At 68.0% G+C, this 21,775-nt stretch carries 17 protein-coding genes, 1 tRNA gene and 2 riboswitches; of the genes, 5 read left to right on the top strand and 13 right to left on the bottom strand.

The genetic code is table 11. The features are described from left to right. Nucleotides 1-15 precede the first annotated feature (15 nt). Nucleotides 16-1,107, bottom strand: coding sequence for a glycosyltransferase family 9 protein (locus tag DIE13_RS20645; protein WP_124828819.1), 1,092 nt, complete (start codon nt 1,105-1,107; stop codon nt 16-18). Next, a complete protein-coding gene (locus DIE13_RS20640; protein WP_124828818.1) occupies nt 1,104-2,807 on the bottom strand; it encodes a thiamine pyrophosphate-binding protein in 1,704 nt (567 codons plus the stop codon). The genes DIE13_RS20645 and DIE13_RS20640 overlap by 4 nt, the downstream gene beginning before the upstream one ends. A 304-nt stretch (nt 2,808-3,111) precedes the next feature. Between DIE13_RS20640 and vapB the strand changes: the two genes are divergently transcribed. Continuing rightward, nucleotides 3,112-3,348 (top strand): type II toxin-antitoxin system VapB family antitoxin, encoded by a 237-nt coding sequence (gene vapB / locus DIE13_RS20630; RefSeq protein ID WP_124828855.1) that lies wholly within the window; start codon nt 3,112-3,114, stop codon nt 3,346-3,348. Then, nucleotides 3,348-3,749, top strand: coding sequence for a type II toxin-antitoxin system VapC family toxin (locus DIE13_RS20625; protein WP_124828816.1), 402 nt, complete (start codon nt 3,348-3,350; stop codon nt 3,747-3,749). Before vapB ends, DIE13_RS20625 begins: the two co-directional genes overlap by 1 nt. Before the next feature lie 67 nt (nt 3,750-3,816). On the opposite strand, the gene DIE13_RS20620 is transcribed toward DIE13_RS20625, so the two are convergent. From DIE13_RS20620 to DIE13_RS20585, 8 genes are all read right to left on the bottom strand, one after another. Beyond that, nucleotides 3,817-5,205, bottom strand: a complete 1,389-nt coding sequence (locus DIE13_RS20620) for an L-serine ammonia-lyase (protein ID WP_124828815.1) — start codon at nt 5,203-5,205, stop codon at nt 3,817-3,819. 27 nt (nt 5,206-5,232) lie between these two features. Next, nucleotides 5,233-6,369, bottom strand: coding sequence for an alginate lyase family protein (locus DIE13_RS20615; RefSeq protein ID WP_124828814.1), 1,137 nt, complete (start codon nt 6,367-6,369; stop codon nt 5,233-5,235). A gap of 152 nt (nt 6,370-6,521) precedes the next feature. Next, nucleotides 6,522-9,449, bottom strand: coding sequence for an aminomethyl-transferring glycine dehydrogenase (gene gcvP / locus DIE13_RS20610; RefSeq protein ID WP_124828813.1), 2,928 nt, complete (start codon nt 9,447-9,449; stop codon nt 6,522-6,524). A 61-nt stretch (nt 9,450-9,510) separates the two neighbouring features. After that, on the bottom strand, nt 9,511-9,891 hold the full coding sequence (gene gcvH / locus DIE13_RS20605) for a glycine cleavage system protein GcvH (protein ID WP_124828812.1): 381 nt from the start codon (nt 9,889-9,891) through the stop codon (nt 9,511-9,513). A gap of 114 nt (nt 9,892-10,005) precedes the next feature. Next, on the bottom strand, nt 10,006-11,124 hold the full coding sequence (gene gcvT / locus DIE13_RS20600) for a glycine cleavage system aminomethyltransferase GcvT (protein ID WP_124828811.1): 1,119 nt from the start codon (nt 11,122-11,124) through the stop codon (nt 10,006-10,008). A gap of 85 nt (nt 11,125-11,209) precedes the next feature. Further along, nucleotides 11,210-11,341: riboswitch (glycine riboswitch) on the bottom strand. A gap of 31 nt (nt 11,342-11,372) precedes the next feature. After that, a riboswitch (glycine riboswitch) is annotated at nt 11,373-11,476 on the bottom strand. Between the two features lie 111 nt (nt 11,477-11,587). Next, nucleotides 11,588-11,953, bottom strand: coding sequence for a hypothetical protein (locus DIE13_RS20595; protein WP_124828810.1), 366 nt, complete (start codon nt 11,951-11,953; stop codon nt 11,588-11,590). 213 nt (nt 11,954-12,166) lie between these two features. Further along, a complete protein-coding gene (locus tag DIE13_RS20590) occupies nt 12,167-13,219 on the bottom strand; it encodes an oxidoreductase (RefSeq protein ID WP_124828809.1) in 1,053 nt (350 codons plus the stop codon). Nucleotides 13,220-13,433: 214 nt separating this feature from the next. After that, the gene (locus tag DIE13_RS20585; protein ID WP_124828808.1) at nt 13,434-14,144 is read right to left on the bottom strand and encodes an SGNH/GDSL hydrolase family protein; all 711 of its coding nucleotides are present in this window, start codon (nt 14,142-14,144) and stop codon (nt 13,434-13,436) included. Nucleotides 14,145-14,421: 277 nt separating this feature from the next. Between DIE13_RS20585 and DIE13_RS20580 the strand changes: the two genes are divergently transcribed. Beyond that, the gene (locus DIE13_RS20580) at nt 14,422-16,509 is read left to right on the top strand and encodes a UvrD-helicase domain-containing protein (RefSeq protein ID WP_124828807.1); all 2,088 of its coding nucleotides are present in this window, start codon (nt 14,422-14,424) and stop codon (nt 16,507-16,509) included. 108 nt (nt 16,510-16,617) lie between these two features. Here the strand turns inward: DIE13_RS20580 and DIE13_RS20575 are convergent, their stop codons facing one another. Then, nucleotides 16,618-17,517, bottom strand: coding sequence for a cytochrome c5 family protein (locus DIE13_RS20575; RefSeq protein ID WP_124828806.1), 900 nt, complete (start codon nt 17,515-17,517; stop codon nt 16,618-16,620). 250 nt (nt 17,518-17,767) lie between these two features. On the opposite strand from DIE13_RS20575, the gene DIE13_RS20570 reads away from it, so the two are divergent. Both DIE13_RS20570 and DIE13_RS20565 read left to right on the top strand, forming a co-directional pair. Further along, nucleotides 17,768-17,843 (top strand) — tRNA-Arg (locus DIE13_RS20570). Nucleotides 17,844-18,089: 246 nt separating this feature from the next. Next, nucleotides 18,090-19,679 (top strand): TIGR04222 domain-containing membrane protein, encoded by a 1,590-nt coding sequence (locus tag DIE13_RS20565; protein ID WP_124828805.1) that lies wholly within the window; start codon nt 18,090-18,092, stop codon nt 19,677-19,679. Between the two features lie 148 nt (nt 19,680-19,827). Here DIE13_RS20565 and DIE13_RS20560 read toward each other — a convergent pair whose 3' ends face one another. Both DIE13_RS20560 and fliD read right to left on the bottom strand, forming a co-directional pair. Beyond that, a complete protein-coding gene (locus DIE13_RS20560) occupies nt 19,828-20,127 on the bottom strand; it encodes a flagellar protein FliT (RefSeq protein ID WP_124828804.1) in 300 nt (99 codons plus the stop codon). A gap of 22 nt (nt 20,128-20,149) precedes the next feature. Then, nucleotides 20,150-21,652: a flagellar filament capping protein FliD gene (fliD, locus tag DIE13_RS20555; protein ID WP_124828803.1), complete on the bottom strand. Its 1,503-nt coding sequence runs from the start codon at nt 21,650-21,652 to the stop codon at nt 20,150-20,152. Between the last annotated feature and the right edge of the window lie 123 nt (nt 21,653-21,775).

The following is a 21,775-nucleotide window of genomic DNA, read 5'->3' as shown; positions in this document are numbered from 1 at the left end:
CGTTCCGTTTCCCTGTCAGGCGCTGGCCCCCGCTTCGCGTGGCGCCGGCCACGGCAGCGCGTCCCAGTCGATCGCCCGGTAAGCGGCTTCGACCGCGGCGAGATCGTCCGGCCGCTCGCTGCGATGCAGTCCGTGCAATGCGTCCGGCAGGTCGAGCGTTACCGGCACGCAGTGCGGATAGTCGCGCACGCGCAGCGCCGGCGCGATCGTCGTGAAACAGCCGAGCGTCGGCACGTCGAAGCCGTCGGCGAGATGCAGTGCGGCCGTATCGGGCGCAAACAGCAGGCTCGCCCCCTTGACCCATGCAATGAAGCACGCGGTGTCGGCCGCATCGCGGCTCACGTCGACGTACGCAGGGTGCGCGATGGGGCCGAATCCGACCACCGGCAGCCCGTAGCGCCGTACCAGCCGTTCGACGAACGCCGCGCGCAGCGCGGGCGGCACGCTGCGCACCGCGGTGCTCGCGTTCGGGCAGAACAGCACGTACGGTCGCCGCCATTCGATCGGTAGCGCGGGCAGGCGTAACTGCGCGAGCCAGCGATTGCGCTTAGCGGCGGCCGGCACGGCGGCAGGATCCGCACCCAGCGCGTCGAGAAAGAAGTCGACCATCGGCAGCCGCGCGAATGAGGGCCAGTACAGGTGATTGCCGAGATCGATGCACGGCGCGTGTGCGGGCAGCGTTTCGACGGCGCATGGCAGCTGGCGCGACGGCCCGACGACGTCAGCGGCGAGCGCATACAGCGCGTCGACGTAGCGCGGCGCGCGGGCCGGCCGGTACAGCGTGAAGCGCAGGCCCGGATGCATGGCGCGCAGGGCGGCGAGCGCGGTCAGCCCGATCACCGAGTCGCCGAGTGCGACGCCCATGCCGTTGATCACGTGCACATCCGTCGCGCGGTCGTAGTCGAGCCGGAACGGGCGATGCACGGCGTGCAGCAGCCCGAGCGCCGGCGCGGCCGGAACGTGGCCTTCCGCACGACCGGCGCCGTGCTCGACGTCGTACGGCGCGACGAGCGTGCCGTCGGGCGCAAGCAGCGTGCCGGGGTGGGCCAGCGCGTCGTCGTGCGACAACGCGGGGCCAGCCGGCGCGGCACGCATCTCCACGATCATTCGCCGCGCGCGCGGCGGCCCTGTTCGCGGATCTGCTCGAGGGTCGCGGCCGGCGTGCTGGCGTCCTGCGGGATGCGGATCTCGATCAGCGCCGGCAGCCCGCAGGTCAGTGCGCGCTCCAGCGCGGGGGCGAAGTCCGCGGTGCGCTCGACCGTCTCGCCGTGCGCGCCGAACGCGCGCGCATAGGCGGCGAAATCGGGGTTCGTGAGCCCGGTGCCGTGCACGCGACCCGGATAGTTGCGCTCCTGATGCATGCGGATCGTGCCGAAATGCCCGTTGTTGACGACGATGGCTACGATGTTCAGCCCGTACTGCATCGCGGTCGCGAGCTCGTTGCCGGCCATCATGAAGCAGCCGTCGCCGGCGAGCGCGACGACGGCGCGCGACGGGTACAGCGACTTCGCGGCCAGCGCGGCGGGCAGCCCGTAGCCCATCGCGCCGCTGGTCGGCGCGAGCTGCGAGCGGAAGTGCCGGTACGCGAAGTGGCGATGCAGCCAGATCGCGTAGTTGCCGGCGCCGTTGGTCAGGATTGCGTCGTGCGGCAGGCGTTCGCGCAGTTGCACCATCACGTCGCCGAGCTGGACGTCGCCCGGCATCGGCAGCGGCGCATGCCATTCGTGGTACGCGCGATGCGCGTCGGCGGCCGTGCCGGCCCACACCGGCTGTGCCGGCGGCTCGAGCACGGCGAGCGGCGCCGCGATCTCGGGCATCCCGGACACGATCGGCAGGTCCGCCGCATATACGCGGCCGAGTTCATCCGCGCCCTGATGCACGTGGATCAGCGTCTGGCGCGTTTTCGGGATGTCGAGCAGCGTGTAGCCGCCCGTCGTCGCTTCGCCCAGGCGCGGCCCGATCACGAGCAGCAGGTCGGCGTCGCGGATGCGCTTGCCGAGCGCCGGATTGATCCCGAGGCCGACGTCGCCCGCGTAGTTCGGGTGCGCGTTGTCGAATGTGTCCTGGAAGCGGAATGCGCATGCGACCGGCAACTGCCAGCGCTCGACGAAGGTGCGCAGGTGCGCGCACGCATCGGGTGTCCAGCCGCTGCCGCCGACGATCGCGAACGGCCGCTCGGCGCGCGCAAGCCGTTCGCGCAGCTCGTCGAGCTGCGCGGCCGACGGCGATGCCGCGATGCGTTTCGCGGCCGGTGCGACCGGCTGCGGCGCGCACGCTTCGGACAGCACGTCTTCCGGCAGCGCGATCACGACCGGGCCGGGACGGCCTGAGGTCGCGACGTGGAACGCATGGCTCAGGTATTCGGGAATGCGGCGCGGGTCGTCGATCTGCGCGACCCATTTCGCCATCTGGCCGAACATCCGGCGGTAGTCGATTTCCTGGAAGGCTTCGCGGTCGAGGTGCTCGCGTGCGCACTGGCCGACGAACAGGATCATCGGCGTGGAATCCTGGAACGCGGTGTGCACGCCGATCGACGCATGGGTCGCGCCCGGCCCGCGCGTGACGAATGCGATGCCGGGGCGGCCGGTCAGCTTGCCGACCGCCTCCGCCATGTTCGCCGCCGCCGCTTCGTGGCGGCAGACGACCGTCTGGATGTGCGCGGTGTCGTCCGCCAGCGCATCGAGTACGGCGAGAAAGCTCTCGCCCGGCACGCAGAACGCGCGTTCGACGTGATTGGCGAGCAACGCATCGACGAGCAATCGTGCGCCGGTGGTGGCGCGTGGCTCGAGATCCTTGGAATGCGACATGGGCTGCCGTCTCCCTGGGTAGCGGGACGTACAGCTTACGCCCGTTGGCCGGCCGCCGGTACGCCGGCCGCTGAAAAGTGTCGGAACGCGGGGCGATTCGGGCAGCACGTGTTCCACGCGCCGGCTTCAGCTGGCCGAACGGCCAGCTTGTGCACACGGAGGCGATGGTGAAAAGTGGGCGTTCGGCGGCGAATCGATGCTTCACGGCCAATCGACGAACGGAACGCCATCGGAAGGCTTATGTACACACATGGATTTACATCGCAGCCCGCGTTGGACAATGTACATCCGGGCGGAGATTGACATGCATACTACAAAGGTATTCCGGAACGGCAACTCGCAGGCCGTGCGGATTCCTGCCGACCTCGCCTATGAGCGCAGCGATATCGAGCTGGAAATCGAGCGCGTCGGTGACGAAATCCTTATTCGGCCGATGCGGCGGCCTTTGACCGATGTACTCCAGAAATTCGCGAAGTTCGGGCCGGACTTCATGGCCGAAGGGCGTGGGGATCAGGAGCAGACCGAACGCGAGGGTTGGTGATGCCGCGCTACATGCTCGACACCAACATGTGCATCTATTTGATGAGGCATCAGCCGGAGTCGGTCGCGAGACGATTTGTGCAGTGCTACACGGGTGACGTCGCGATGTCGGCGATCACGTACGCCGAGCTGGAGTACGGTGTCGCCGTGTGCGCGAGTCCTGCGCGGGAGCGTCGCAATCTTGCCGCGCTGATCGACGATATTCCTGTCGCGCCGTTCGACGTCGCGGCTGCGCAAGCATATGGCCCGGTTCGCGAGGCCGCGCGCGAGCGGAGGAAGGATCACCCCGACAAATTGATCGCCGCTCATGCGGTGTCGCTCGACGTCGTCCTCGTGACCAACAACGAGCAGGATTTCGTCAGCTATCCGGGATTGCGGCTGGAGAATTGGCTGAAGAACTAGCGTCGGGTGTCATGTCCGGCGGTAACGCGGGATATCGATCCGCCCGCGTTACCGCCGGAGCCGGCAATCAGCACTCGACGATATTCACCGCCAGCCCGCCGCGCGACGTTTCCTTGTACTTCGTCTTCATGTCGGCACCCGTCTCGCGCATCGTCTTGATCACCGAGTCGAGCGACACGTAATGCGAGCCGTCGCCGCGCAGCGCCATGCGCGCCGCATTGACGGCCTTCACCGACGCCATCGCGTTACGCTCGATGCACGGAATCTGCACCATCCCGCCGACCGGATCGCAGGTGAGGCCGAGGTTGTGCTCCATCCCGATCTCGGCCGCGTTCTCGACCTGACGCGGCGTGCCGCCGAGCACTGCCGTAAGCGCGCCGGCCGCCATCGAGCACGCGACGCCCACTTCGCCCTGGCAGCCCACCTCCGCACCCGAAATCGACGCGTTGAGCTTGTAAAGAATGCCGATCGCGGCAGCCGTCAGGAGGAAGTCGATCACGCCCTGCTCGTTCGCGCCCGGCGTGAAACGCGTGTAGTAATGCAGCACGGCAGGGATGATGCCGGCCGCGCCGTTGGTCGGCGCGGTGACCACACGGCCGCCGGCCGCGTTTTCCTCGTTGACCGCGATCGCGTACAGGTTGATCCAGTCGACCATCGACAGCGGATCCTGCAGCGCGCGCTCCGGGTTGCTGGTCAGCGCGCGGTACAACTGCGGCGCGCGGCGCTTGACCTGGAACGGGCCGGGCAGGTTGCCGTCGGCCTCCGGGTTGCTGATCCCGCAGCCGCGCGACACGCACGACTGCATCACGGCCCAGATCTTCAGCAGCCCGTCGCGGGTTTGTTCCTCGGTGTGCCATGCACGCTCGTTTTCCCACATCAGCTGCGCGATCGACTTGCCGGTCGACTCGGTCAGCGCGAGCAACTCGGCGCCGGTGCGAAACGGGTGCGTCATCTGCTCGGCCGCGCTCAGCACCTTCGTGTTCGGCGCGCCGGCCGTCACGACGAAGCCGCCGCCGACCGACAGGTAGGTCCGCTCGACCAGCACCGAGCCGTTCGCGTCGGACGCGCGCAGCTTCATCCCGTTCGGATGCTCGGGCAGCGCCTGCCGGTAGAACGCGATGTTCTCCTTCAGCACGAACGGCACCGGGTGCGTGCCGAGCAGCGCGAGCTGCTTCGTCTTGCGGATGTCTTCAAGCCGCGCGTCGATCGTCTCGGGGTCGACGGTGTCGGGCGCGTCGCCGAGCAGGCCGAGCATCACACCGCGGTCGGTGCCGTGGCCCTTGCCGGTTGCTCCGAGCGAGCCGTACAGCTCGACCTTCACATGCGCCGTCGCGTCGAGCAGCCCGTCGCGCTCGAGGCCCTGGGCGAACAACAGCGCCGCACGCATCGGTCCGACCGTATGCGAACTGGACGGACCGATGCCGATCTTGAAGAGGTCAAACACGCTGACTGCCATTTCGATTCCTGCCTTGCTTTATAAATACTACCGCGCCTGCAATGGCAGGCACGCGGCGAGCCATGCGGGCGGCATGGGGGATAGCTGCCGCGCGACGCGGGCATAGCGCCCGTCGAGCCGCGCGGCCAGATGAAAGAGTTCGGTGGCGTTTTTCGGGTCCCACTGCCCTGTGTAGCCGGGCAGGCCGGCTTCGCGACGTTTCGCGTCGAACGGCACCGGCGAATTCACGAATTCCTCGTGGGTCTTCTCGCCGAGCGCATACGGCACGAGCCAGTCGAGCGCCGCCGCGAGCGTCGCGCCGTTCGAGCCGCGCTCGCGCAGCCAGTTGCGGTTGAAGCGGCGCGCGGCCAGCGCGGCCGTCACCAGCGGCTGCAGGTCGTACACCGCGTAATGCAGCGCGTCGCGCTCGTCGAAATCCCAGGTCTTGCCGTCCGGGCCGATGTTGTCCGCGAGATGCTCGACGAACAGCCGTTGCGCGGCGTTCATCATCTTGCGGTCGCCGAGCGTGAACGCGGACAGCGCGATCAGCTTGATCCGGTGGCTCTGCCAGTTGTTGCGCCAGGTGCCTGTGAGCGGCCGCTTCTGTGCGTCCACCTGCGCGACGTAGCCGGCGCCCAGCTTCGCGATGAAGGTCGCCGTCGCATTGCGCGTCTTGACCGGCAGCGCGCTCGCCGTCATGTCGTACGCGATGATCAGGCTGTCGAGGCGCGTCTCGTCGATCGGGTTGAAGCTCGGCTGGTAAGTCGAAACCCACGCGGACAGGAAACGGTCGACGAGCTGCAGATAGCGCGGCGCATTCGTCACGCGCCATGCGAGCGCGGCGTCGCGCATCAGCTCCATGTCCTTCAGCGCTTCGGCACTCTGGTCGTAGATCCCTTCGTGCGGCAGCGTGTCCTCGGTGTGCACGCGCGCCATCGCCTTCGGCTGGTCGCCGATGTGCGCGTCGACGCTGCGGATCAGCGCCTGCACGCCCGGCTCTGCCTGCGTCGTCTCGCTTGCCTGCAATGCGGGCGCCGCGCAGAAATTCATCGCGGCATGTGCATTGCCGGCCGCGCCGAGGCCGGCAGCGGCAAACGACAGCGACGCGACGAGCAGCGGCGCGAAACGGCGCGTGCGCACCCGCTTCGGCACTGCACCATGGCCCGGAAACATCGGACGCACCATGCGGAACTCCTTGATTGGCTGGATCGCGTTTGATGTTAGCCGGATTGGCGGGCGAGCGTGAACCGGATGGTCGGGAGATGAACGCAAAAACCGCACGCAACCGGCGGTTGCGTGCGGTGTGGTCACGGCCGGACTCCGGGGTGAGGCAGGCGTTATGCGTACTCCGACATGGGCACGCACGAGCAGAACAGGTTGCGGTCGCCGTAGGCGTTGTCCGCACGGCCGACCGGCGGCCAGTACTTGTTCGTGCCCAGCGACGCGACCGGGTACGCAGCCTGCTCGCGCGAGTACGCGTGCGGCCATTCGTTCGCGGTGACGACGGCTGCCGTGTGCGGCGCGTGACGCAGCGGGTTGTCCTCGCGATCGGCGCGGCCTTCCTCGACGGCGCGGATTTCGTCGCGGATCGCGATCATCGCGGCGATGAAGCGGTCGAGTTCTTCCTGCGATTCCGATTCGGTCGGCTCGACCATCAGCGTGCCCGGCACCGGGAAGCTCATCGTCGGCGCGTGGAAGCCGTAGTCCATCAGGCGCTTCGCGACGTCGTCGACGCTGATGCCGCTGGTTTCCTTGATCGGACGCAGGTCGAGAATGCACTCGTGCGCGACCAGCCCGCCCGGGCCCGAATACAGCACCGGGTAGTGCGGCGCGAGGCGCTTCGCGATGTAGTTCGCGTTGAGGATCGCGGTTTCGGTGGCTGCGGTCAGGTTCTTCGCGCCCATCATCGCGATGTACATCCACGAGATCGGCAGGATCGACGCCGAGCCGTAAGGTGCCGCCGACACCGCGCCGATGCCGTCTTCCGCGCGCGTGTAGCCGGTCGAGCGCTGGTTCGGCAGGAACTTCGCGAGGTGCGCGCCGACCGCGACCGGGCCGACGCCCGGGCCGCCGCCGCCGTGCGGGATGCAGAAGGTCTTGTGCAGGTTCAGGTGCGATACGTCGCCGCCGAACTGGCCCGGCGCGGTCAGGCCGACCATCGCGTTCATGTTCGCGCCGTCGACGTACACCTGGCCGCCGTGCGCATGGACGATCTCGCAGATCTCGCGGACGTTCTGTTCGAACACGCCGTGCGTCGACGGATACGTGATCATGATCGCCGCGAGGTCGTTCGAATGCTGTTCGGCCTTCGCCTTCAGGTCGGCGATGTCGACGTTGCCCTGCGCGTCGCACGCGACGACCACGACCTTCATGCCGGCCATGTGCGCGGAGGCCGGATTCGTGCCGTGCGCGGATGCCGGGATCAGGCACACGTCGCGATGTGCTTCGCCGCGCGATGCGTGGTAAGCGTGGATGACCAGCAGGCCCGCGTACTCGCCCTGCGAGCCGGCGTTCGGCTGCAGCGACACGGCCGCGTAGCCGGTGGCCGCGACGAGCATCTGCTCGAGCTGGTCGATCATCTCGCGGTAGCCGACGGTCTGCTCGGCCGGTGCGAACGGGTGGATCCGGCCGAATTCGGGCCACGTGACGGGCAGCATTTCCGACGTCGCGTTCAGCTTCATCGTGCACGAGCCGAGCGGGATCATCGAGCGGTCGAGCGCGAGATCCTTGTCCGACAGGCTGCGCAGGTAGCGCAGCATTTCGGTTTCGGAATGGTGACGGTTGAACACGTGGTGCGTCAGGTACGTGCTCGTGCGCTCGAGGCCGGCCGGCAGCGCGGCGACGCCGGCGAGGCCTGCGTCCAGCGCGTCGACGGTCGGCGCGGTGCCGCCGGCCGCCTGTGCGAACACGGCGAGGAGATCGGCGAGGTCGTCACGGGTCGTCGTTTCGTCGACCGACACGCCGACTTGCGTGTCGCTCACGCGGCGCAGGTTGATGCGCTTGTCCTTCGCGAGTTGATGGACCTGCGCGGTGCGCGCGCCGGTGTCGATCGTCAGCGTGTCGAAGAACGTATCGTTGACGGTCGCGAAGCCGAGGTGCTTCACGCCGGCGGCGAGCAGCGCCGCGATGCGGTTCACGCGCAGCGCGATCGTCTTCAGGCCGTGCGGGCCGTGGTAGACCGCGTACATGCTCGCCATGATCGCGAGCAGCGCCTGCGCGGTACACACGTTCGACGTCGCCTTCTCGCGGCGGATGTGCTGTTCGCGCGTCTGCAGCGCAAGGCGCAGCGCGGGCTTGCCCTGCGCGTCGACGGTCACGCCGACGAGGCGGCCCGGCATCTGGCGCTTGAATTCGTCACGCACCGCGAGATACGCGGCGTGCGGGCCGCCGAAGCCCATCGGCACGCCGAAGCGCTGCGTGTTGCCGACCGCGACGTCCGCCCCCCATTCGCCGGGCGGCGTGAGCACGGTGAGCGCGAGCAGGTCGGCCGCGACGACGACATGGCCGCCGGCCGCGTGGATGGCCTCGGTGAGCGCGCGGTAGTCGCGCACGTCGCCGTTGACGCCCGGGTATTGCAGCAGCACGCCGAACGCGTTCGCTTGCGCGGCATCGGCGGCCGGGCCGGTCTTCACTTCGATGCCGACCGGCAGCGCGCGCGTGCGGATCACTTCAAGCGTTTGCGGCAGCACGTCGTCAGCGACGTAGAACACGTTCGACTTCGGCTTGCCGGTGCGCTGCAGCAGCGTCATCGCTTCGGCCGCGGCGGTGGCTTCGTCGAGCAGCGACGCGTTCGAGATCGCGAGACCGGTCAGGTCGGCGACCATCTGCTGGAAGTTCAGGAGCGCTTCGAGGCGACCCTGGGAAATTTCGGGCTGGTACGGCGTGTAAGCCGTGTACCACGCCGGGTTTTCGAGCACGTTGCGCAGGATCACGGCCGGCGTGTGCGAGTCGTAGTAGCCCTGGCCGATATACGAGCGGAACACCTGATTCTTGTCCGCGAGAGCGCGCAGCGCGGCGAGGGCTTCTGCCTCGCTCTTCGGTTGCGCGAACGGGCCGAGCGGCAGCGTTTCGGCGCGGCGGATCGAGGCCGGGATCACGGCGTCCATCAGGGCGGCGCGCGACGCGAAGCCGAGCGTGTCGAGCATGGCCTGCTGGCTGGCGGCATCGGGGCCGATGTGGCGTTCTGCGAACGCGTCGTGCGTTTCGAGCGCGGCGAGCGAGAGGGGCGTGCGGTTCATCAGGCGGTCCGGGTGTTCGAGCTTCATGGCGTGACTCTGGTCCCGCGCGAGGCCGGCTGGCCGGCCCGCGCGGTTCGGGTAAGGAAAATTAGTCGATCAGCTTGCTGTAGGCGTCAGCGTCGATCAGCTTGTCGGTCGACGCGCCGGCCGCGAGCTTGATCTTGAAGAGCCACGTGTCGTACGCGTCGCTGTTCACTTCTTCCGGCGAGTCGACGGCTTCTTCGTTGATGGCGATGATCTCGCCGGACACCGGCGAGTAGATGTCGGATGCCGCCTTCACCGATTCGACGACGCCGACGGCGTCGCCTTCCTGCACCGACTTGCCGACTTGCGGCAGCTCGAGAAAGACGATGTCGCCGAGCGTGTTCTGCGCGTGATCGGTGATGCCGACCGTCAGCGTGCCGTCGGCTTCGGTGCGGATCCACTCGTGTTCGTCGGTGTACTTCAGATCGGCCGGGACGTTGCTCATCGGATGCTCCTGGATAAAAGGTGTGTTCGTTATGCTGGCGCGCCGCCGGGCGCGCCGGGTGTGGTTGCGCCGGGCGCCATTTCCCGGCTTTCCGGGAGTCGGCGCCCCCGGTCGTTACGCAGCGAGGACCTTGCCGTTGCGCACGAACGGCAGTTTTACCACGCGCGCGGGAAGTTGCTTGTCTCGAATCTGCACATGAACGGTGTCGCCGACCTGGACGGCTGCCGGCACGCGTGCGAACGCGATCGATTCCTGCATCGACGGCGAGAACGTGCCGCTCGTGATTTCGCCTTCGCCGTGCGGCGTGACGACTTTCTGGTGTGCGCGCAGCACACCGCCCGCCTTGCCGTTTTCCTTTTGCAGGATCAGGCCGACGAATGCGGCACGCGAGCCGTCGCGCTCGAGCGCGGCGCGGCCGACGAATTCGCGCGGCGCCGACAGGTCGACCGTCCACGCGAGGCCCGCGTCGAGCGGCGACACGTTGTCGTCCATGTCCTGGCCGTACAGGTTCATGCCGGCCTCGAGGCGCAGCGTGTCGCGCGCGCCGAGCCCGCACGGGCGCACGCCGTTCTGCTGCAGCGCGTTCCACAGCGCTTCCACGTGCACGGCCGGGACGATCACTTCGAAGCCGTCTTCACCGGTGTAGCCGGTGCGTGCGATGGTGAGATCGCCGAACGGCGTGCCGGCGACCTGCGCGGCGTTGAACGGCTTCAGTTCGCTGGTCGCGGCGCGTGCGGCGGGCACCGTCGTCCAGGTTTTTTCGCGTGCGTTCGGGCCCTGGACGGCGACGATCGCGAAATCGCGGCGCGGCGCGATGGTCAGGCCGTAACCGCCTTGTTCGTTGAGCTGGTTGAACCACGCGATGTCTTTCTCGGCCGTGCCTGCGTTGACGACGACGCGGAAGAAGTCTTCGGTGAAGTAATAGACGATCAGGTCGTCGATGACGCCGCCCTGCGGATTGAGCAGGCACGAGTAGAGCGCCTTGCCGGGGATCCTGAGCTTGCCGACGTTGTTCGCGATCGCGTGCTCGAAGAATGCGCGCACGCGGCTGCCGGTGAAATCGACGACGCACATGTGCGACACGTCGAACATGCCGGCGTCGGTGCGCACGGCTTCGTGTTCTTCGATCTGCGAGCCGTAGTTGACGGGCATGTCCCAGCCGCCGAAGTCGACCATGCGGGCATTGAGCGCGCGGTGCGCGGCGTTGAGCGGGGTGTGATTCAGTGCAGTCATCGAGGCCTCAGGCAAGGCGCTTGCGCGCGGGTCAGAACGGCCATGTGCCGACCACTGCGGCCGTGTGGCCTGCGAGCGATCCGGTACATGCCCCTCTGTCCTCGATACCTGAGAGATTGCGCTGCGGCAAAGCCGGCGAACGCGCGCCCCTTCGGTGGGCAGCTTGCCCGCGCTGCATATGCGCAACGGGCTACTGCCGCTCTCCAGAGTGCAGGGAGTGCGGCCCGCGCGATGCGCGGACGGGATTCCCCGACGCGGTCGGTCCTTTTGCCTGAGAGTTTGCGGGTGTGCCCCTTCGGCGGCGCGACCGGCGTTACAGCTACGCGGTCACACGCTCTCCCGACGCGTGCGGGCGACTGTACGCGAGCGGGTGGGCATTGTCAATTTGAGCAAAAAAATGTCGCTTTGCGACAAGCGGCGGCATGGGGTGCCGCCGCTTTTTCGCCGCCGGCGGGCGCCGGCGTTACTCGCCGATCGCGCGCGCGGCAGTGTCGAGTTCCTGGTTCAGCACGCGCTGCTCGTCGCCGGACAGGCCGCCGCCGTGCTGCGCCGACATGTCGTTCGACTCCTGGCGGATGACGTCGAGGCGGTGGTGCAGCTGCGCACCGTACGGCGGCGGGTAGTAGCCGCCGTTCACGCGCGCATCGATCCGGCGGTGCAGGTTGTCGATCCGGCCCTGGATCTCCTGCAGGCGATCGTTCGCGACGACTTGCGGGTTCGGCCGCGGTGGTGGCGGCGCCTGTCGCGCCGGCCGCTGCGGCTGCACGACACAGGCCGCGAGCGAGGAAACCAGGACGCAGCATGCCGCTGCGCGAATCAACCGTTGCATCACATTCTCCTGACGGTTTGGTGTCGGATCGACTTTTTGAGAAACGCGTCAGACCGGCTCACCGCTGACTTGCGTTCCCGCACCATTTGTAACGGAATGTTCGGAACGGCGCCACCGCAGTGGCGCCGCGTGGGGTCTGCCCGCGTGCTGTGCGGCAACGCACGGGGCGGGGGCAGCGTGCGGCCCGATCGGCACTGACCCGGCCGGCAGCCGTCAGACCATCCGGCGCACGAAGGGTACCCGGCGGCCGTCGTGCTCGCTCTGTGCTGCGAGCTCGATGATCGTCATCACGTCGACGGCGTCCTGCGGCGTGACCGGGAACGGCGCGCCGTCGTGGACCGACGCGGCGAGCGCGCGGTAGAACTCTGCGTACTGGCCGTCGAGCGTGGGCACCGGCCGTTCGATCTCGACTTCGCCGTCGAGTACGCGCAGTACGCCGGGGGGATTGCCGCCGCCGAATTCGACGTCGTCCGGCGTGAGGCCGGCTTTCAACTGGTCTTCCTGCGTGTCGAGCCCGAACTTCTGATAGCTGCCGCGCGTGCCGTGCAGCGTGAAGCGGGCGGGCTCGATCGCCGACAGCGCACTGGCGTGCAGCGCGACGTCCTTGTCCGGATAGCCGAGCAGCAGGTGCACGAAGTCGGGCGCCGTGCCGTTGTCGCGGCGCGTCTTGACCGTCGCACTCACCGTCTCGGGCAGCCCGAACAGCGCGAGCGCCTGGTCGATCAGGTGCGGGCCGAGGTCCAGCAGCAGGCCGCCGCCGCGCGCGGGTTCCTCGCGCCAGCGCGTGCGCGGGGTCGGCCGGAAGCGGTCGAAGTGCGACGTGAAATAAGTGAGCCGGCCGAGTTCGCCCGATTCGACGATGCGGCGCACGGTGAGGAAGTCGCCGTCCCAGCGGCGGTTGTGGAACGGTGCGAACAGGCGGCTGCGTGCATTCGCGAGCCGCGCGAGCGCGAGCGCTTCGTCGGCGGTGAGCGTGACGGGCTTGTCGACCACGACGTGGCGGCCGGCTTCGAGCACCTGACGCGCGAGCGCGAAGTGCGTGTCGTTGGGCGTGGCGATCACCACGCAGTCGATGTCATCGAGGTCGAGCAGCGTATCGAGATCGGGGAGGATGCGCGCGCCCGGATACGCGGCGCGCGCGCGATCGGCCTGGCCCGTCGCGATCGCGGCGACCTCGGTGCGGCCGCTCGTGGCGATCACGGGCGCGTGGAACGTCGCGCCGGCGAAACCGAAACCCATCAAACCAATCCTGAGCAATGACGACATGGCAAATCCCTGGCTGCGAACGAAACGAAAGGATGGATGGCGCGCCGCGAAGGCGCGGGCACGACCGGCTATTTTGGCACGGCGCGACGGCGTGTACCGGCGCGTTCGGCAAAACGCGCGGTTCGGCACGGGGCATGCGCGGATGAGGCTGGCATTTTGCGTGACGCCGGATGGTGCCGGGCGCTTCCGGCCGGTGGGGCGGCGCCGGCCCGCGTCATGCACCGGCCCGCTGCCGCAGTACTGCGCTCGCGACCTGCGCGGCCCAGGCCGAGCATGCCGCTGCGCCGGGATGGAAGCCGTCGGCGGCCATCAGGTGGCGCTCGAGCGGCAGCGCGACGCGCAGGAACGTGCAGTGAGGCTGCGTCGCGGCCCAATCGGCGAGCGCCGCGTTGAGCCGTTTCGCGCGCAGCCCGAGATACCACGCGAGCGGTTGCGGCAGCGCCGGAAAGCGCTCCATCGGCGGCACCGCCGACAGGATCACGTGCCCCGCCTGAAAGCGTGCCGCGAGCAGCCGCACGAGCTCGGCCTGCTGAGCCTGCCAGCGCGCCGGCGGCACGCCGCCCGTCACGTCGTTGACGCCGAGCGACGTCACCGCCACGTCGAACGGCTCGGCTGGTTCGGTCGCGAGCCAGTCGACGAGTTCCCGCGTGGTGAGGCCCGTGCGCGCGAGCAGCTTCCAGCCGACCCGGTGCGTGGCCGCCAGCGTGCGCGCCAGCTGCCCGGACAGCGCATCGTGCTGCGTCGCCACGCCGACGCCCGCGGCGGCCGAATCGCCGACCACCAGCACGCGCAGCGGCGGGCCGTCGCCGGCGACGCCGTCGCGCGGGCCTGCCGCTTCGGGCAGGCGCGGCGTGACGCGGCGCACGTGGCGCCCCTGGAGGAAAAGCAGCGGGCCGAGGGCGGCGGTGGCGAGCGGGTATCCCATGAAGTCGATCCGGTGGCGTGCATGCGGGCGCGGCGCGGGGGCGCGCCGACGTCCGTGCATTGTGGCCGATCGCGCCGCACTCGGGGCCGGATTGACCGTTCGGATAGGGGACGGAACGGCCCCCTGCCTGCGCGGCCCCGTCCGGCGGCGCTCCCGAAATCCGCGCCGCCGACGTGTTAACATGCGCGTCCTGCCCGTGTGTCCGCCTGCATTTCAGGCCCGCCGCGCGCGGCATCCTCCCGGCGTCCCGCCGTCAACCGCAACATCATCCGCCATCATGTCCGCAGGCCTCAACCCCGCTCAGAACGAAGCGGTGCGCTACCTCGACGGTCCCTGCCTCGTGCTCGCCGGCGCGGGCAGCGGCAAGACCCGCGTGATCACGCAGAAGATCGCGCACCTGATCGAAGCCAAAGGCTTCGAGCCGCGCCACATCGCGGCCGTCACGTTCACGAACAAGGCGGCTGCCGAAATGCGCGAGCGCGTCTCGAAGCTGCTGGAGGGCAAGACGCTCACCACGCCCGGCAAGGAAGGCCGCAAGGTGCCCGTCAACCAGCTCACCGTGTGCACGTTCCACTCGCTCGGCGTGCAGATCCTGCGTCAGGAGGCCGAGCACGTCGGCCTGAAGCCGCAGTTCTCGATCATGGATTCGGACGACTGCTTCGGGATGATCCAGGAGCAGATCGGCACGACCGACAAGGGCCTGATCCGCAAGATCCAGAGCACCATCTCGCTGTGGAAGAACGGCCTGATCATGCCCGAGGAGGCGATGACGATCGCGGCCAACGAGGACGAGCACCAGGCGGCGCTGGTCTACCGCAACTACGTCGCGACGCTGCATGCGTACCAGGCGGTCGACTTCGACGACCTGATCCGCCTGCCGGCCGAGCTGTTCGCGAAGAACGAGCAGGTGCGCGACCGCTGGCAGAACAAGCTGCGCTATCTGCTGATCGACGAATACCAGGACACCAACGCGTGCCAGTACGAGCTGCTGAAGCTGCTTGCCGGCCCGCGCGCCGCGTTCACGGCCGTGGGCGACGATGACCAGGCGATCTACGGATGGCGCGGCGCGACGCTCGAAAACCTCGCGCAGCTCGGCAAGGATTTCCCGAAGCTGCACGTGATCAAGCTCGAGCAGAACTACCGGTCGACGGTGCGGATCCTGACCGCCGCGAACAACGTGATCGCGAACAACCCGAAGCTGTTCGAGAAGAAGCTGTGGTCCGAGCACGGGATGGGCGATTCGATCACCGTCACGCCGTGCAACGACGAGGAGCATGAAGCCGAGTCGGTCGTGTTCCGGCTGTCCGCGCACAAGTTCGAGCGGCGCGCGCAGTTTCGCGACTACGCGATCCTGTATCGCGGCAACTTCCAGGCACGGATCTTCGAGCAGGTGCTGCGACGCGAGCGGATCCCGTACGTGCTGTCGGGCGGCCAGTCGTTCTTCGACAAGGCCGAGATCAAGGATCTGTGCGCATACCTGCGCCTGATCGCGAACGCCGACGACGATCCCGCGTTCATCCGCGCGGTCACGACGCCGCGCCGCGGGATCGGCAACACCACGCTCGAAGCGCTCGGCTCGTTCGCGGGCCAGGCCAAGGTGTCGCTGTTCGAGGCCGTGTACATGGGCGGGATCGAGGCGCGGTTGTCCGCGCGCCAGGTCGAGCCGCTGCGGATGTTCTGCGACTTCATCCAGCGCCTCACCGATCGCGCGGACAAGGAACCCGCGACCGTCGTGCTCGACGACATGATGGAAGCCATCCACTACGAGGCTTACCTGTACGACGCGTTCGACGAACGGCAGGCGCAGTCGAAGTGGCAGAACGTGCTCGAATTCCTCGAGTGGCTCAAGCGCAAGGGCACCAAGCCCGAGACGGAGGCCGTCGACGGCGAGGCCGAAGGTTTCCACAACGCGGACGGGCTGGCGGACACCGGCAAGAACCTGCTTGGCCTGATCCAGACCGTCGCGCTGATGTCGATGCTCGAGGGCAAGGACGAGGATCCGGACGCCGTGCGGCTGTCGACCGTCCATGCGTCGAAGGGGCTCGAATATCCGCACGTGTTCCTGGTCGGCGTCGAGGAGGGCATCATGCCGCACCGCGGCGGCAGCGAGGACGACGGCCCGATCGACAGCGAGCGGATCGAGGAGGAGCGCCGGCTGATGTACGTCGCGATCACGCGCGCGCAGCGCAGCCTGCACCTGAACTGGTGCAAGAAGCGCAAGCGGGCGCGCGAGACGGTCGTGTGCGAGCCGTCGCGCTTCATCCCGGAGATGGGGCTCGACGAAGCGCCGCCGCCCACGCCGGAAGAGGCGCCGATGACGCCGAAGGATCGGCTCGCGAACCTGAAGGCGCTGCTGCAGAAGTGACGCGGCTTGCCGCGGCGGCCTGACGTCCGGTCGACTCGCCGCCAAAACAAAACCCCCGCGATGCGCGTGCACCGCGGGGGTTTTTTCTGGCCGGTGAGTCGGCGGGCGTTACTTCGCCGCGTTGACCATGTAGTCGACGGCCGCCTTCACGTCGGCGTCGGACGCGTTCGACCCGCCCTTCGGCGGCATCGCGCCCTTGCCGTGCAGCGCATAGTTGTAGATGGTGTCCATCGGATCCTTCAGGCGCGGCGCCCAGTCATCCTTGCTGCCGAACTTCGGCGCGCCGAGCACGCCGGCTGCGTGACATGCCTGGCACACCTGCGTGTACAGCGCCTTGCCGGCCGATGCGGCGTCGGCGCTGGTCGGCGCGGCCGCAGGCGTTTCGCCGGCTTTCGGAATCGCGGCGATCGCGGCCATCGCGGCGGCGGCTTGCGCGTTCGATGCATCGGCGCCCGATGCGCCTGCTGCGCCCGATGCTCCGCCTGCCGCCGGCGCTGCATTCGCGGCCGGTGCGGCCGGTTCGGGGAAGTTCGCGCCGTCGTTGTTCGCCATGTAGACGATCGCGCGGGCGATTTCATAGTCGCTGACGTCGTCGGGGCTCGTGCCGCCGCGCGGCGGCATCGCGCCCTTGCCGGACAGCGCCGTTTTCAGCAGCGTGTCGAAGCCCTGCGCGATGCGCGGCGCCCAGTCATCCTTGTTCCCGAACTTTGGCGCGCCCGCGGCGCCCGTGCCGTGACATGTCACGCAGACCGCCTTGTAGACCTCCTCGCCGGTCTTGTACGTGCGCGGCGCATTGGCGTCCTTCACGGTGACCTGTGCGATCGGCGCGATACGCGCGGCGACCTGTTCGTCGGATAGCGCATCCGTGCCGGCGCCCGAACGGAACGCATGGTTGGCATAGTTGGCAAAGAGGACGATCAGGGCGATCGGAATCGCGAACGACGCGATGATGACGGCAATCAACTGCCCGGGAGTTTTGACGGGAGATTCGTGGGGTGCTTCGCTCATGCTTGCCTCGTCTCCGTGAATAGGAATTGTGAGCGCGGTGCAACGGCAAATGGCAATCCAATGAAGCACGGTCGATTATAGACGGAACGTTTACATCACGGCGAGCGGCGCGATGGCGCGTGTTTACCCGCACGAATGGCGCACTGGCAGGGATTCGGCGGGAAGGTGGACGCGTCATGGGAAACCGGGTATCCTTGCCGTCTTGCCAATGGTGGGCGGCCGGTTTATTGGGGTCGTTTCACTGTCACAGGCGCCCGTAGCTCAATGGATAGAGTACTGCCCTCCGAAGGCAGGGGTTGCTGGTTCGATCCCAGCCGGGCGCGCCAAATTGCCTGATTCCAGGCGTCGTATTACCCGAATCGTTTCCTGAAGTGCCCGCAGTACAGCGTTGCGTAATCGGTCGAGTCCGCATGGCTTCCCGGCGCGGCGCAGTCACGTCGATGCAATGGCGTATCGGCGGCAGCCGGCCGTTTCCTGCATGACTGCCCCGCCGCGCCGTTATGCGAGAATCCCCCGCAACGACAGCTCAAGCGTCGATCGCGGCGGCCGTCCGCGCATCGCGCCGACTTCCGATGGCAGCCATTCCGTCCTCTCCGACCGCCGGCGACGCCTGCGTGCCGACCGACGCGCAGCAGGCGCTGCTCGCGCGCCTGCAAGCCTATTCCCCCGATGACCGGAATGCCGCGCTGCCGTACAGCCGGCGCCTTGCCGACGCGGAAGGCTGGACGCATGCGCACGCGTTCGCCGTGATCGACGAATACAAGCGCTTCGCGTTCCTTGCTCAGGCGGCCGGGCATCCCGTCACGCCGTCGGTCGCGGTGGATGCCGCGTGGCATTTCCACCTGCAATACACGGTCGAATACTGGGACGTGTTCTGTGCCGGCGTGTTGCAGGCGCGGCTGCATCATATGCCCGGCACCGGCGCGCCGGACGAGGCTGTCGTGTACGAGCAGCGCTATCGCGACACGCTCGACAGCTATCGTCGGCTGTTCGGCTGCGAGCCGCCCGAATCGATCTGGCCTCGCCCCGCGCGTTCGCGCGTCGAGGCCGAACCAGTGCCTGCGGGCAGCAGGCCGGCCGCAGGCGCGCCGGACGAGCGCGAGGCTGCGGCGGCACCCGTGCCCGTGGCGCGCAGAAGCTGGCGCAACCGGCTGTCGAAGCTGCTGTGGCCTGCGGCTGTCGCAAGCGTCGCCGCGACCGCTGCATCGGCGCAGGACTTCGATGTGCTGAACTACACGGGGCCGCGGTTTCTCGCGTTCTATATACCGGCCTGCATCGTCGCGCTGCTGTTGATCGTCGGCCTGCAGCAGATCGAATACCGTTGCCGGCGCAGGGGCGTATTCACGCGCGAAGCGATGCCGGACCTGACTGCCGAGCAACTCGCCTATATCGCGGGTGACGCGTCGCGGGTCGTGCAGGTCATGACGCTGTCGCTGATCCAGACAGGCGCGATCGACCTGCGGATGGCCGGACGGCTGGGCGCGCGTGTACAGATCGGCGATCCGGCCCGCGCCGGTGGATATGCGGACGAGTGCGAATGGCTGGCCGCGCAACCGGGCGGCGAGGCGAGCTTCGGCGCGTTTCGTCAGTTGCTGGCGCGCCGCGTGGCCGAGTATGCGGACGCGATGCGTCGGCGCGGCTGGTCGTGGGCACCTGGCGAGATGCGCACGGCGCGGCTGGCTGCGCGCGCGATCGTGCTGGTCGTGCTGGGCACGGGCATCGCGAAACTCGCGGTCGGGCTCAGTCGCGGGCGACCGGTTTTGCTGCTCGGCATCAGCATGGCTGTGTTCGCGATCGCCTATCGCGTTATCGCGCGGCGCATGACGGGTTTCGGGCGCGGCGGCTTGTCGGTCGGTGGGCAGGCGACGCTCGCCGCGCACCGGAATGATCGCCGAGACGAGCGCAATACGCCGGACGACCTGCTGTGGGCCACCGCGCTGTTCGGTGCGGGCGCGCTGGCCGGCACCGCGTGGGCGATGCATGCGAGCGCGTTGATGGAGCCGCCGCCGATGATGGTCGCGGCGGCGCGCATGGGCGGATCGACCGGGGCGTCGGTCGGCAGCGGCTCGAGCGACTTCGGGTCGAGTTGCTCGTCGTCGAGTTCATGCAGCTCGAGCTCGTGCAGTTCGAGCAGTTGCGGCGGGTGTTCGTCGAGTAGTTGAACGCGCTTCGCGTTGCGCCGTGCCATCGGCGTGTACTGGATCGACGGACAAAAAAATGCCCGCGCGAACGCGGGCATGAGTCGAACGAGCACGCCCTCACTTCGGCGTGTAGTGCTTGTTGTCCGTGGGTACGGCTTCGCGGGCGCCGTTACAGGCGCGCCATGTGGTGATATTCGCTGACGGCCTGCACACGTCCCATGGCCGCGTGATATTCGTCGGCGAGTTCGCGCTGCGCGAGATGGGCTTCGGCAAAAATGCGCTCGTTGCTGGCCTGAATGCGGCGCATCGCGGCGAGACCTTCCGGCGGCTGGTTCGCCGTCATCGCCATGAGCAGCGGCGAGCGGACTTCCGCGAGACGCGCGGCTTCCGCCCAGTCGGCCATCGACGCTGCGTGTTCGATGGCGTTGGTGAGCGCGTTCAGCCGCCCGATCAGTTCGTGCTGTTCCATTTGTCCGCCTCGTACGCGCTGCTTACTTGTTGTTCGACAATGCGCCGGCGCTGTTCGTGCCGCCGAACAACTGCGTCAGGTATTGCGAATTGTTGTTCATCGTCGCCATCAGCGTGTTCAGCGCGGTGAATTGCGCCTGGTACTGGTTCGTCAGCTGAGTCGTGTAGTCCGCCAGATTCGACTGCTGTTGCGCGATGCTCTTCAGGTCGGCGTTGAGCGCGGAGGTCCGCACGTCGATCAGGCCGCCCGTCTGGGTGAATTGGGTGATGGCCGTCGACATTTGCGCGCCGATGCCGTTTGTCGAGTTGAACAGTGCGGCGACGCCCGCCGCGTTGTTCTGCAGCGCGGTATTGAGCTTGGTGCTGTCGGCCTGCAGCGTGCCGTCGGCCTGCAGCGTGATGCCGATCGACGACAGCGTCAGCGTCGAGTTGCCGCTCTTCACGCCGGTCGTGACGAGCGATGCGAGCGTGTTCTTGATCGTGTTCAACGTCGAGTCGCCGAGTAGCGGGCCCTGCGTAGTCGCGCCGGACGTGAACTGGGTGAGCGTGCCCATCGTCGTGACGAGGGTGTTGTACAGGCTCACGAAATTGTTGATCGCCGTGGCTTGTGACTTCGTGTCGGGCGCGATCGTCAGGGTCTGCGCCTGCGCGTCGCCGACCGCGGCGGACGTCAGGTTCAGCGTGACGCCGGCGATCGCGGTATTGACCGTGTTGGTCGCGCTCGTTGCGCCGATGCCGTTGATCGAGAATGCGGCATCCTGCCCGGGCGTGCTCTGTGACCATGCGGCATTGGTGTTGGCGGACGTGTAGGTCGACGGACCGCCGTTCTGGCCGGGGGCGGACGTGACGCCGAGATTCGACAGTCCGGCGTCCCCGCTCAGATTGCTGACTGCGACGCTGATCGTGTTGGCCGCGCCGGTCGACGCCGAACTCAGCACCAGGTGGGCGCCGTCGGTGCCGGTGACGACCGTGGCGGTGATGCCGGGGTTGCCCGATGCGCCGTTGATCGCCGCCGCGATGCCGGCCACCGTGTTGTTCGAGCTGTCGATGTTGACGGAAAACGACTGGTTGCCGAGCGACAGGGCCAGCGTGCCGCTGCCGAGGCCCTTGGTCGGGTCGGTGAAGCCGACCGACGACAGTGCCTGCGCGGATGCGACCCGGCTCACGTTCACGGTGTAGGTGCCGGCGACCGCGCCCTGGCCGGCCGTCGCGGTGAGGCCGTTGCCGCTTGGCGTCGCGGTGAAGGTGCTCTGCAGCGTGCCGTTGGTGAGCGTCGCGAGGCCGGCCTGCAGCGCGCTCAATGCGGCCGACAGCGTGCCGTACGCGGAAATCTGGGTGTTGTCGGAGGTTTGCTGCGTGGTCAGCGCGGATGTCTGGCCTGCCGTTTTCGCGTTCACGAGCGCCGTCACGAGGGAGTTGACGTCCATCGTCGTGTTGCCGGTCGAGCCGCTGATGATCGACTGCGCGGCTTGCTGAAGCGCGCTGTCCGCGCTGGCGCTGGACGTACTGGTGTTGACGGTGGACATATGATGGCTCCGTGCCCCGGATGAGCGATGCGTATGTGGTTATCGAACGCGTAGTGCGAGAAGGCCTGCGGTGTTGCGATTCGGTTGATTCCGGCCCGTACAGGCCAAAGCGCCCGGGGCGCC

The sequence above is a fragment of the Burkholderia sp. Bp9016 genome (assembly GCF_003857765.1).
Lineage (GTDB): Bacteria > Pseudomonadota > Gammaproteobacteria > Burkholderiales > Burkholderiaceae > Burkholderia.
Note: the sequence above shows the minus strand (reverse complement) of the source record. Positions and strands in the feature narration are given on the sequence as shown.